A 12154-nucleotide genomic window follows, 5' to 3' on the forward strand; every position below is an offset into this window, starting at 1 on the left:
GGCTACGCCCGTTTCGGGTTGAAGTCCGGTCCGCTCCCGGGTCATTGGCAGCCGAGGTCACCTAATCGCCGGGCGCACAGTGTATTTCCGCCGTAGCCTGTTGGACACATGCTTGTAGGCGCATTAGGAGGCGGCGAAATGGCCGGTGGATTCAACACTTATGGCGACGTTCTCAAGACGGCGGACAAAGTACCAGTCGACGCAGTTTGGGACGAGGCATTGCGAGCGGTCGAAGCGTACAACCGCGAAAAGCGCTCTATTGTTCAACTTTTGAGCTACGAGACGACTGTTCCTGGTGACTACGTGCCGCAATCGTTGCAGGCTGGTGTTCTCGAGGACGAATCGGAGTTCGGCGTACCAAGGTCTATCGGCCCTGGCCCGAAGCCGCTGCTCGTCGGATACACGATGCTGGATAAGGGTGCCGCTACGCGCTTTACGTGGAAGTACGTCCGAGAGGCCACAAGCGAGCAATACGTCTCCGACATTCGACAAGCGTTCAACGCAGACAGTCGCACCGTGACGGAGATGGTGCTCAATCGCCTGTTCAACCCTGCACCCGAAACGAACGGTGAAGGGTATCAGTGCTACGGCTTATATACCGGTGCCGATAGCATCACCCCACCTACCTTCATGGGGAAATCCTTTGCGAGCGATCACGTGCACGTATTGGCGTCGGGATCGGCAACGCTCGATTCTGAAGACATTGAGCTATTGCAGGACCATGTTTTGGAACACGGATACGGCGGACCCGGTGGTACGGGTCAGTTGCTTCTTCTGGTCAATCCCGCTGAGGGAAGGATCATCTCGAGGTTCAGGGCAGGTGTGGAGAACAACAACGGCAAGAAGGCCAACTACGACTTCATCCCCGCGAAGTCAGCCCCCAGCTACCTCACCGACCTTCAGATTGTCGGTTCGCTGCCTCCAGAGGACGTGAACGGTATCCCGGTGCTCGGAAGTTACTACCGTGCATATGTTCTGGAGTCATTCTTGGTGCCGCTCGGCTACGTGGCGTGCGTGGCGACAGCCGGTGTCGATAACCCCGGCAATGTGATTGGGCGCCGGACGCACCCAGATCCGGCCTGGCAAGGGCTGAAACTCATACCCGGCCACTTCCAGAACTACCCGATCGTGGAGAGCTTCTACCATCGGACACTCGGTGTCGGCGTTCGGCATCGCGGAGCTGCTGCCGTTCTACAAGTCACCGCAGGTTCGTACGCGGTACCGACAATCATCGGCGGGTGAGGCAATGGACCCGAACGCAAGCGGCGACGACAAGCCTGGCGAGTTCTCGTGGGGAAGAGGGCTGCGGCCTAAAGGGATTGAGCGCAAACCGCCCGACGAGGGCGGCATGTACGGCGGGCGCTCTCCGAGCACCGTGCCGGAACGCAAGACACGCTACGGCCACCCAGGAAAGCAGGTCCGCCCATGACTGACAAGGTTGTTCGCTACACCGGCGCATTGCCAGGTGTGAAGTCACAGCGTGAAATGTCGCGCCAGGACTGGGCGTTACTCGGTATCAAGTCAGGACCGCACGTGTGGTCTGTGGCCAACGGCTATGCCCTACCCGCGTCGGACTTCACCGCTGAGCAGCTCAAAGTGCTGAGCGGCACAAGCGGTTTCGAGGTCACATAACCTGGGCCAGGGCGATGCCGCTCGCCTTGGTCCTTATCGCCCTGGCTCACCTAAACCGGCACCCGGCAGCCAGACAAGCCTTGAAAGAACTTGGTCTCTATGGGGTCTGCTGCCGGGTGTCGCCTTTATCCCGTTGGTATCTGGGCGACACCTAAAGCTGCACGATATAGGTTCCGTCAAGATGCCGTTCGACCGTTCCGCCTTCAACGATCATCCCAACGATTGTCTCGCCGTCGCTGTCTGTGAACTTGTACACACTCGGCTCGTCGTCGTCTTGATCGACCGAAGCAATGTCGCGGTCAGTCACGATAACCACGTCCCGGTGCTCGTCGGTCAGAACAGAGATTCTGCTGCCGTACAGCGCGGCACGCCTACACACTTCGTCAACCTCGCGGATTAGTCCGGCGATGGTGTCGTCATCTTCGCCTCGCGCCGGTTCGTCAATTCCCAGGCCAGCGTTGGAGTCTTGGGCAGCTCGCTCCTTACGCTGTTCCGGCAGATCGTCCCGCTTGATCCGGTTCCAGGTGCCGTAAGTGTTCGCGCACGCGACCACTTTGTCCTCGGTGGCGTACTTGTCCGCGAACCGCATGCGTTGCGATATTTCGGTATAGCCCAGATTGAACTTATCCGCGATGAGTCTCCGCAGTCCGTTCGGAAGCTGCTTGCCGATACGCTGCGCGAGCAGTGCGCGACCGAACTCCCAACGCGCCACGATGCTCTGGCTTTCTCCCGCGTTGACGCGCTCTTCGATCTGTCTCAGCTCTTCGAGGATCGCGGTGTTGTCTGACATGGTGTTTCTCCCTTCGGTAGTGCTGCCGGGAGTGTTGTCGAGACATGGAAAACGGTGCCTCGGAAACACTCCGCACAACGTGTGAATTGCGGTTTGTTTCCGAAGCACCGATACATTGATCTGGCAGCCTCGGCGTCGGTCTACTGGTACCAGTTCGGGTCGCAGCCCGTCCCAGCAGCCTTTCGCGGCGCTAGCCGTAAAGCGTGTTCAGTTTATCTGCCTCACAGCGTACCCATGCCGGTCGGTGGATACCAGGCTCATCCATCACCGCTCCGGCCGCGCTCAGCGGTGTCCGGTTCCGTCGTATCGGCTACCGGTGCCGTGGGCCGAGGTGGGCGGCTGGCAGGCCGCACGGCGGCACTTGGCGTGCCAGGGCGGGAGGTTTGCCGAGTACCCGAACGGGTGTACGAACACCGGCCAGCAAACACGTTCACCCCGGCGTCACCCCGGCAGCCCTATCAGGGCCAGTAGGTTTCAGGCGGTGTTAGGCGCAACGTGAGCGTAAGGGGTGTACGGGTTGCCCAAACCGGCCCAGAAACCAGCCCTATCAGGGTCAATGGGCACTCTGTGAGGTTGCTTGAACCGCAGGTCGGCGCAGGTCGCGAACGGGTCGAAAACGCATCCCGCCAATCTATGCAACACTGGCGGCCGTGACGGAACGAACCGGATTCCAGGAGTGTTGTCGGGCTCGCTAGCGCGCCCGTCTGCCCTGATCCGCCGTCATTCCTGGAGCTTCACTCATGCTGTCCACGCTTGCACCCGTTCCTGCCGTCTCCGCGCCCACCCGGCTGCGCCTTCCCGACCTGCTGCACACCACCGACCGCGCCGCCGACGACGTGCTGTCCGGCCGCTACGACCGGCTGCTGAGAGGGCTGCCGAAAGACGATCGGTGGTACACCCGGTTGTCCGGCGACGACGAGGTCGAGGTCTGGCTGATCAGCTGGGTGCCCGACAAATCGACCGAACTGCACGACCACGGCGGATCCCTGGGTGCCCTCACCGTGGTATCCGGAGCTTTACGTGAAACCCGTTGGGACGGTGCGCTGTTGCGGCAGCGCCGGCTCACCGCAGGCGATCAGGCCGCGTTTCCCCTCGGCTGGGTACACGACGTTGTGCATGCGCCCGCTCCGGTCACGGTGACCGGCCCGACGCTGAGCGTGCACGCCTATTCGCCGCCGCTGACCGCGATGTCCTACTACGAGGTGACGCCGCAGAACACCTTGCGCCGCAATCGAACCGAACTCACCGACGCGCCGGAGGGATAACCATGAGCCGCATCGACACCGTGCTGGAACAGGCCCGCGCCCGGCTGCACCGGCTGCCCGCCTCAGACCTGCCCGCCGCCCTGGACGACGGCGCCGTGCTGGTCGACATCCGGCCGGCCGCCCAACGTGCCGCCGAGGGCTCGGTACCGGGGGCGCTGGTCATCGAGCGCAACGTGCTGGAGTGGCGGTGCGATCCGACCAGCGACGCGCGAATCCCGCAGGCCGTCGACGACGACGTCTACTGGGTGATCCTGTGCTCGGAGGGCTACACCTCGAGCCTGGCTGCCGCCTCGCTGATCGACCTCGGTCTGCACCGGTCCACCGACGTCGTCGGCGGCTACCACGCATTGGTGGCCGCCGGCCACGTGTGACCCCTGCGCTCAGGCGTTCTCGTTGCTGCTCAGCAGCGGCCGCAGCTTCTCGGTCTTCTCCGGCGTCCAGCCCGGCGGCTGCATCACCGCCGCCCAGGCATCGGCGACGTCCTTGACGTAGACATGGCCGTGCCCGTCGGGCACGTCGACCGCCACCGCCATGTCCGCCGACACCTGCAGGAACGTCACGATCGGGATCCACTGCATCCGCCCGGATACGTCGTAGCCACGCGGCTCTTTGAGCCAATCAGGTTCGGCGAACAGCAGATCCGTGTTCCACCAGGCGATCGGATCGGAGGCGTGCTGTAGGTACACCGCGCGCGGATGGCCCCATGGATCGGCGGGCCGCTCCAAGTTGCGGGCCTCGGCGGCGAACCGCACGTTCTCGCCCTTGTCGTAGATCGGCAGCCACTCCGGCGAACCGGCGTCGCGCTCCCGGGTGAGCGTCGTCCAGATGGTGTTCTGGAACGTCGGCCCGGAGAACAACGCGCCGTCGGTGCGGGCGACGAGGTTGTTGAGCGCCAGGAACGGGGCCTCGCCGCCGAACGATCCCAGGCTCTCACCGAAAACCACCAGCTTGGGCCGCTTGCCCTCCGGCCGTTGCTTCACCAGCGCGTCGACGGCCTCGAACAAGGCCTGCCCGGCCTGACGCGCGTTCTCCTTGTCCACCAGGAACGACAGCCAGCTCGGCAGGAACGAGTACTGCATGCTCACGATCGCGGTGTTGCCGTTGTACATGTACTCCAGCGCCGAGGCCTCCGCCTCGTTGATCCACCCGGTCCCGGTGGTGGTGGCCACCGCGACCACGGCCCGGTCGAGGCCGCCGGTGCGCTCCAGCTCCCTGGCGGCCACGGCCGCAGTGGCCTTGATGCCGTCAGCCGAATGCAGGCCCGCATAGGCGCGGATCGGCTCGACCGCCGGCTTGCCGTTGAACTGTGAAAGTTGTTGCACGGTAGGGCCGGCCGACACGAACACCCGGCCCTGATGACCCAGGGACTCCCAGCTGTCCAAAGACTCCGGGCCCCCCGATCGCAACCGGGAGGTGGGAGCGGCGAAGTCAGGGCTGGTCTCGTCGTTGACCGCGGAGAACGTGCGGTTGATCTTGTCCATCGCGACCCGGGCCACCACGCCGTTGAGCAGTGCGATGGTCAATGCCAACAGCAGGATCACCACGACAACCGCCGAAACCCGCGGCGGCGCAAACCGATTGAGCTGGCGCACCAGGAACCGGACCAGCTTGCCCACCAACTGCCCGATCTCGACGAACACGAACAGCACCACGATGGACAGCACCGCGGTAAGCGGGTGATCCCAGAACGTCAGCCGGGGCACGCCCATGAAGTCGCGGACCTCGTCCTGCCAGACATGGAAGTAGATGATCATCAGGACCTGGCCGATGATCCCGACGATGACCAGCGTCACCCAGGCCCACTTCGGGGCCTTCGGGCTGGTCTGAGCGGAACGCATGTAGCGCACCAGCCACACCCCGAAAACGCCGAGCCCATAACCGATCGCGCCGGCCCCGCCGCTGACCAGCCCCTGGAACAACGGGCCGCGTGGCAGCAGCGACGGGGTCAGCGAGAACCAGATGAACACCAGGCCCACCGCAGTCCCGAAGAACGTGTAGTGCCGGACCCACCAGTCGGGTCTGGCCACCGGGGCGACCGGCGGTGGTGCGGTTTCGTCGGCTACGGCGGCGTCGGTCACCCGTCGACTTTAGCGATGGGTGAAGTTGGCGGCGCGCTTCTCCGAGAACGCCGCCATGCCTTCCTTCTGGTCGGCCGTGGCGAAGGCCGAGTGGAACAGCCTGCGCTCGTAGAGCAGTCCCTCGGCCAGGCTGGACTCGAAAGCGCGGTTGACCGCTTCCTTGGCCATCCGCGAGGCCGACAGCGACATCCCGGCGATGGTCTCGGCCACTGCCAGGGCCTCGTCGATCAGCGAATCCGCAGGCACCAAGCGGGAAACCAGGCCGGCGCGCTCGGCCTCGACCGCATCGATGGTCCGACCGGTCAGGATCAGGTCCATCGCCTTGGCCTTGCCGATCGCCCGCGTCAGCCGCTGGCTGCCACCCATGCCGGGCAGCACGCCCAGCTTGATCTCGGGCTGACCGAACTTCGCCGAATCCGCGGCGATCAGGATGTCGCACATCATCGCGAGCTCGCAGCCGCCGCCCAGGGCGTATCCGGCGACCGCGGCGATGGTCGGGGTGCGGGTGGCCGCGAACTTCGACCACAGCTCGAAGAAGTCGGCCTCGTACACGTCCGCGAAGGAGAGCTCGGCCATCTCCTTGATGTCGGCACCGGCCGCGAACGCCTTCTCGTTACCGGTGACGATGATGGCGCCCACGCCGGAATCACGGTCGAGTTCTGCTGCGGCCGTGGTCACTTCGGTCATCACCTGGCTGTTGAGCGCGTTGAGCGCCTTGGGCCGGTTCAGTGTGATGGTGGCGACCCGGCCGGTGCGGGTCACCAGGATCGTTTCGAACTCACTCATTTGTTGTCCTCCTGGAAGGTCAGGTCGGGGTCTGCCGGAACGAAGTAGGCCTCGATGTCGGCGGCGGTGACCGCTTCGATCGAGGTGGGCGACCACTGTGGGTTGCGGTCCTTGTCGACGAGCTGGGCCCGGATGCCCTCGACGAAATCGTGGGATTTCACCGACGTGCACGAGGTCCGGTATTCCTGGCGCAGCACGTCTTCCAGTGTCTCCAGCTTGGCTGCCCGGCGCACCGCTTCCAGCGTCACCGACAGGGCGATGGGGGAGCGGGTGGCGATGAGCTTCGCGGCATCTTGGGCGGCGGTGGCGTCGTGGCCGGCCAGCGCGGCGAGGATGTCGGCCACGGTGTCGCCGGAGTAGCACTCGTCGATCCAGGAGCGCTGCTCCAGCAGCGGGCTGGCAGGCGGCTCGATGGCGTAGGTCGCCAAGGCGTTCTGGACACCGGCGACGACGACGGACTCGGTGAAGTCGGCCAACTTGTCGTGCGGCACGTAGTGATCGGCGAAGCCCATCGCGATCGCGTCGGCGCCCGAGAACGGCGCACCGGTGAGCGCGGCATGCAGGCCGAGCGCTCCCGGGGCGCGCGACAACAGATAGGTGCCGCCGACGTCGGGGATGAACCCGATACCGACCTCGGGCATGGCCATCTTGGTTGTGTCGGTGGCGATGCGGATGTTGCCGTGGGCCGCGACGCCGACGCCGCCGCCCATCACGATGCCGTCCATCAACGCCACATACGGCTTCGCGTAGCTGCCGATATAGGCGTTGAGCAGGTACTCGTCGTACCAGAACCGGCGCGCGTCGGCGCCGCCCGCACGGGCGCTGTGGTAGAGCGCCACGACGTCGCCGCCTGCGCACAGGCCGCGTTCGCCAGAACCGGTCAGGAGCACGGTGTGGACGGAGGCGTCGTTCTCCCAAGCGTGAAGGGCCTCGGAGATGCCCGCGACCATCGCATCGTTGAGCGAATTGATCGCCTTGGGCCGGTTCAGCGTGAGGATTCCGACGCCGTTGCGGACACTTACTAGGACGTCCTCGTTTTCTGTCACGACTTGCAATCTAGTTCGGGCCCCCAGGGAGCGTGCGCTACGGGTAGGGTTTGCCTCAAGATCGAACCTGTCAGTTTCCTGGGAGTTACTTCGCCTCCACGGGAACCTGCCCGGAACATCGATCGTTGAGCCAGTAGTTCGTTACCGAACATCTCATAGGAGAGGAACCCGACGGTGCGCGAAACCAGCAACCCGGTATTCCGCAGCCTGCCCAAGACGCAGGGCGGATACGCACAATTCGGTACCGGAGCCGCCGGCTTCGGTGCACAGCAGGTGCATGCGCAGCCCTACGCGCAGGAGTACCTCCAGCAGCCGCAGACCGGCGTTTCCCGGCCGCTGACCATCGACGACGTCGTCACCAAGACGGGCGTCTCGCTGGCCATCGTGTCGTTGGTCGGCATCGTCTCGTACTTCCTGGTCTCGGCCAACACCGCGCTGATGATGCCGACGTTCTTCATCGGCTCCATCGGTGGTCTGGTGCTCGTCCTGATCGCCACCTTCGGCCGTAAGCAGGACAACCCGGCCATCGTGCTGTCCTATGCGGCGTTCGAGGGCCTGTTCGTCGGCTCGGCATCGTTCCTGTTCGCCAACCTCGTCTCCACCGGCGGACCGGCGATGATCTTCCAGGCCGTGGTGGCCACGTTCGGTGTCTTCTTCGGCATGCTCGTGGTGTACAAGACCGGCGCCATCCGCGTGACGCCCAAGCTGACCCGCATGATCGTCGCCGGCATCTTCGGTGTCGTCGCGCTGGCCATCGTGAACATCCTGTTCGCGATCTTCACCGGCAATGCCCCGCTGACCGACGGTGGCCCGCTGGCCATCGGCTTCTCGCTGCTGTGCATCGCCCTGGCCGCGTTCAGCTTCTTGATCGACTTCGACGCCGCCGACCAGATGATCCGCGCCGGTGCGCCGGAGAAGGCCGCATGGGGCATCGCCCTGGGCCTGACCGTCACCCTGGTCTGGCTGTACATCGAGATCCTGCGGTTGCTGTCGTACTTCAACAACGACTAGCAACCCTGCCCCGAGAAAGGCGTCTGCGATTGCGGGCGCCTTTTTCTTTTGCGTTTTGGTGGGCCGGCGCCGAGTCTGCGGTGAGAGTGGCGAGTCTGCGCTCAGAGCGTGAAATCGCACTAAATCTCGCTCTGCACGCAGACTCGAAGGGCTGTCCACAGAGTCGGTTTTCATCCACAGCCGTGGCGTGTCGACACTTTCGCTGACCGGCCGGAGTCGGGCCTGCGTCGCAACGTCAACGTCGTGAGCATCTTCGACAGCCCCTTCATAGGCTCGGAAGCGGTGCGGGCAGGCCTGATCCGCAAACACCAGCTGCGAGCCAACTTTCGCGCGATATTGCCCGATGTCTATGTGGCGCGGGACTTCCACCCCACACTGGCTGATCGGGCCATGGCGGCATGGCTGTGGTCGCACCGCAACGGAGTCCTGGCCGGTGTCACCGCGGCGGCGTTGCACGGGGCCAGATGGGTCGATGAATCCGCGCCGATCGAGTTGATCTGGGTCAATGCCAGGAGCCCGCGTGGCGTGCGGACATCCGCGATGCGGTTGCAGCCGAACGAGGTCGGGCAAATCCGGGGTCTGCCCGTGACGACGCCCGAGCGGACTGCCTTCGACGTCGGCCGCACCCGGGGCTTCGGCCGGGCGGTGGCTCGGCTCGATTCTCTGGCCCGGGCAACGGGATTGAAGGCTCGCGATGTCGAAGAACTGGCAGCGCGGCATCGCGGAGCCCGCGGCCTGCGCCAGCTCGAAGAGAGTGCTGCCGATGGTCGACGCAGGGGCTCAGTCTCCGAAGGAGACGTGGTTGCGCCTGCTCCTTATCGATGATGGTCTGCCGCGTCCGCAGACTCAGATCCCCGTACTCGGCGCGAATGGCTTTCCGTTCGCCTACCTCGACATGGGGGTGGTCCGAATGGATGGTCGCGGTGGAGTACGACGGGGATCAACACCGAAGTGACCGAACGCAATACGTGAAGGACATCCGCCGTACGGCTGAGCTGGAGCGGATAGGTTGGATCATCGTCAGGGTGGTGGCCGAGGACCGGCCGCCCGAGATCCTGCGAAGAGTTCACACAGCAATCGCCGGCAGGCAATCGACGCTGGGCTGAGAGCAACGAGTCTGCGTACAGATCGCGAAATCGGGTGAAATCGCGATCTGTACGCAGACTCGGCGAAAAGCGAACTAGCTCAGGCGCTCCACAACCATCGCCATACCCTGGCCGCCACCGACACACATGGTCTCGATGCCGAAGGTCTTGTCATGGGTCTGCAGGTTGTTCAGCAGCGTGGCGGTGATGCGGGCGCCGGTCATGCCGAACGGGTGACCCAGGGCGATGGCGCCACCGGAAACGTTCAGCTTGTCCTCGTCCATGCCGAGCGCGCGGGCCGAGCCGAGCACCTGCACCGCGAACGCCTCGTTGATCTCGTAGAGGTCGATGTCGTCAATCGTCATCTTGGCGTTGGCCAGAGCCTTCTTGACGGCCTCGATCGGGCCCAGGCCCATGATCTCGGGCGACAGGCCGGACACGCCGGTGGACACCACGCGGGCCAGCGGGGTCAGGCCCAGCTCCTTGGCCCGCACATCGCTCATCACGACCAGTGCGGCGGCGCCGTCGTTCAGCGGGCAGGCGTTGCCGGCGGTCACGGTGCCGTTGGGACGGAAGACCGGCTTGAGCTGGCTGATCTTCTCGTAGGTCGTGCCGGCGCGGGGGCCGTCATCGGTGGAGACGACGGTGCCGTCGGCCAGCGTCACCGGGGTGATCTCACGGGCGGAGAAGCCGTTGTTGATGGCCTCCTCGGCGCGGTTCTGCGAACGCACCGCCCAGTGGTCCTGGTCCTCGCGGCTGACACCGGTGTGCAGCGCGACGTTCTCGGCGGTCTGGCCCATGGCGAGGTAGACGTCGGGCAGCAAGCCGTCCTCGCGCGGGTCGTGCCATTCCTCGGCGCCGGTGGCGGCCTGCTCGCTGCGGGCCATGGCATCGGCGTACAGCGGGTTCTTGGTGTCCGGCCAGCCGTCGGCGTTGCCGCTGGCGAACTGCGACACGGTCTCCACGCCGGCGGAGATGAACGCGTGGCCCTCGCCGGCCTTGATGGCGTGGAAGGCCATCCGGGTGCTCTGCAGCGAAGACGAGCAGTAGCGGTTGACGGTGGTGCCGGGCAGGAAGTCGTAGCCCAACTGGACTGCGACGGTGCGGCCGATGTTGAAGCCGGACTTTCCGCCCGGCTGGCCACAGCCCATGATCAGGTCGTCGATCTCGCGCGGATCCAGCGCAGGCACCTTGTCCAGGACGGCCTTGACCATCTGCGCGGCGAGGTCGTCGGGGCGCATGGTGACGAGGGAACCCTTGCCGGCGCGGCCGATCGGCGAACGGGCAGTGGCAACGATGACGGCTTCAGGCATGACGGCTCCTGGGAGATCGAATGGCTTAGAAAACTCAGTTGAAACTAGCCCGCGGTCACCACAACGGGAGCGGGGACCCCGGTAGAGCGATGCCACAGCCTGCTCACGCCGCCCAACCGGCTCAGCAACGAGCTGTCGTCCGCAGACCCAGTTTCGAGGGCCTCGTCGCCGTCCCATTCGCCGAGCACCCCGCACAACGCGGGTAACAGCTGCTTGGCCGCGAGTGCATAGCCTGCCGCCGACGGATGGAACATGTCTTCGGAGAACAGCAGCTCAGGGGCCTTGTAGAACTCCGGGGCCAGCAGATCTGAGAACGGCACCGGTACCCCGCCTGCCGCGCGCACGGCAGTGGCCTGGGCGCGGGCCAGCCGCAGGCCGCGAGCGCGGGTGAAGGCGCGCAACGGTTGCGGGATGGCGGTGACCACCCCGAAGTCCGGGCAGGTGCCGACCACCACGACGGCCCCGGCCGCGCGCAGGCGACGCACCGCGTCGCCGAGCCGGCGTGCCGACGGCCCGATGCCGTTGGGTTTGGTGATGTCATTCGCGCCGATCATGATCACGGCGGCGTCCGGCGGCGGCCCTGCCACGAACATGGCGTCGATCTGGCCGGACAGACCTTTGGAGGTCGCGCCGACAATCGCCTTGGTGCTCAAGCGGATTCGCTGGTCGAACTGCTCGGCCACCCCGCGCGCGATCAATACACCGGGTACCTCGTCGGCCGTCCGGCAGCCGTAGCCGGTCGCCGTCGAATCGCCGAAGATCATCAGGTGCAGATCGAACGGGACGCCGCGCTCCCACTTCTGCACCGGACCGCCACCCGGGTGGTAGACACCGTCGGCCCGCGGCGGGATGTCCCACGATTTGGGGATGACCTGCCGGGCCTTGGTGGCCTGCCCGGTCAGCAGGTTGCGTGCTCCGATATAGGCCGACCCCGTGGAGGCCAGTGTTGCCGCAGCGGCGAGGGCGATGGTCGCCCGACGCGATGTGCCCACATGATCAGTCTAGGGGGAGCCGGCGGGTTGTCCGCGTGGCGGCGCAGCGTGGCGATCACAGTGCTGTATCAAGTCCGGTATCAATTCAGTTTATTTGACTGTTGAACTGTTTACGGATGTCAAGCTAAGTTACCCGGGTTGTCTGAGTGACGAAGC

11 protein-coding genes and 1 pseudogene are annotated in these 12154 nt (G+C 65.1%); 6 read left to right on the forward strand and 6 right to left on the reverse strand.

Annotation, left to right across the window (positions count from 1 at the left end):
* Positions 1–138: 138 nt before the first annotated feature.
* Together K6L26_RS08750 and K6L26_RS08755 are read left to right on the forward strand one after the other, a co-directional pair.
* On the forward strand, positions 139–1242 hold the full coding sequence (locus K6L26_RS08750) for a hypothetical protein (protein WP_221852962.1): 1104 nt from the start codon (positions 139–141) through the stop codon (positions 1240–1242).
* A gap of 183 nt (positions 1243–1425) precedes the next feature.
* Positions 1426–1632, forward strand: a complete 207-nt coding sequence (locus K6L26_RS08755) for a hypothetical protein (RefSeq protein ID WP_221852963.1) — start codon at positions 1426–1428, stop codon at positions 1630–1632.
* Positions 1633–1783: 151 nt separating this feature from the next.
* Here the strand turns inward: K6L26_RS08755 and K6L26_RS31665 are convergent, their stop codons facing one another.
* Entirely contained in the window at positions 1784–2422 is a 639-nt protein-coding gene (locus tag K6L26_RS31665; protein WP_245008707.1) for a hypothetical protein, read from the reverse strand.
* Positions 2423–3162: 740 nt separating this feature from the next.
* On the opposite strand from K6L26_RS31665, the gene K6L26_RS08765 reads away from it, so the two are divergent.
* Complete coding sequence (locus K6L26_RS08765; RefSeq protein WP_065062505.1) at positions 3163–3687, forward strand: cysteine dioxygenase; 525 nt, start codon at positions 3163–3165, stop codon at positions 3685–3687.
* Between the two features lie 2 nt (positions 3688–3689).
* Positions 3690–4058 (forward strand): rhodanese-like domain-containing protein, encoded by a 369-nt coding sequence (locus K6L26_RS08770; RefSeq protein WP_019347219.1) that lies wholly within the window; start codon positions 3690–3692, stop codon positions 4056–4058.
* 9 nt (positions 4059–4067) lie between these two features.
* Here the strand turns inward: K6L26_RS08770 and K6L26_RS08775 are convergent, their stop codons facing one another.
* The 3 genes from K6L26_RS08775 to K6L26_RS08785 are packed head-to-tail and all read right to left on the reverse strand — an operon-like array spanning position 4068 to position 7597.
* Positions 4068–5765: an alpha/beta hydrolase gene (locus tag K6L26_RS08775; RefSeq protein ID WP_076210869.1), complete on the reverse strand. Its 1698-nt coding sequence runs from the start codon at positions 5763–5765 to the stop codon at positions 4068–4070.
* 9 nt (positions 5766–5774) lie between these two features.
* On the reverse strand, positions 5775–6551 hold the full coding sequence (locus K6L26_RS08780; RefSeq protein WP_036394559.1) for an enoyl-CoA hydratase: 777 nt from the start codon (positions 6549–6551) through the stop codon (positions 5775–5777).
* Positions 6548–7597: an enoyl-CoA hydratase/isomerase family protein gene (locus tag K6L26_RS08785; protein WP_019348549.1), complete on the reverse strand. Its 1050-nt coding sequence runs from the start codon at positions 7595–7597 to the stop codon at positions 6548–6550. Before K6L26_RS08785 ends, K6L26_RS08780 begins: the two co-directional genes overlap by 4 nt.
* Positions 7598–7771: 174 nt before the next feature.
* On the opposite strand from K6L26_RS08785, the gene K6L26_RS08790 reads away from it, so the two are divergent.
* A complete protein-coding gene (locus K6L26_RS08790; protein WP_019348548.1) occupies positions 7772–8608 on the forward strand; it encodes a Bax inhibitor-1/YccA family protein in 837 nt (278 codons plus the stop codon).
* Positions 8609–8857: 249 nt separating this feature from the next.
* Positions 8858–9714: pseudogene (locus tag K6L26_RS08795) on the forward strand (hypothetical protein).
* Between the two features lie 74 nt (positions 9715–9788).
* Here the strand turns inward: K6L26_RS08795 and K6L26_RS08800 are convergent.
* Both K6L26_RS08800 and K6L26_RS08805 read right to left on the reverse strand, forming a co-directional pair.
* On the reverse strand, positions 9789–11006 hold the full coding sequence (locus K6L26_RS08800; RefSeq protein ID WP_221852964.1) for an acetyl-CoA C-acetyltransferase: 1218 nt from the start codon (positions 11004–11006) through the stop codon (positions 9789–9791).
* Positions 11007–11050: 44 nt separating this feature from the next.
* The gene (locus tag K6L26_RS08805) at positions 11051–11998 is read right to left on the reverse strand and encodes an SGNH/GDSL hydrolase family protein (protein ID WP_019348545.1); all 948 of its coding nucleotides are present in this window, start codon (positions 11996–11998) and stop codon (positions 11051–11053) included.
* Between the last annotated feature and the right edge of the window lie 156 nt (positions 11999–12154).

The organism is Mycobacterium farcinogenes (assembly GCF_019739075.1).
GTDB lineage: Bacteria > Actinomycetota > Actinomycetes > Mycobacteriales > Mycobacteriaceae > Mycobacterium > Mycobacterium senegalense.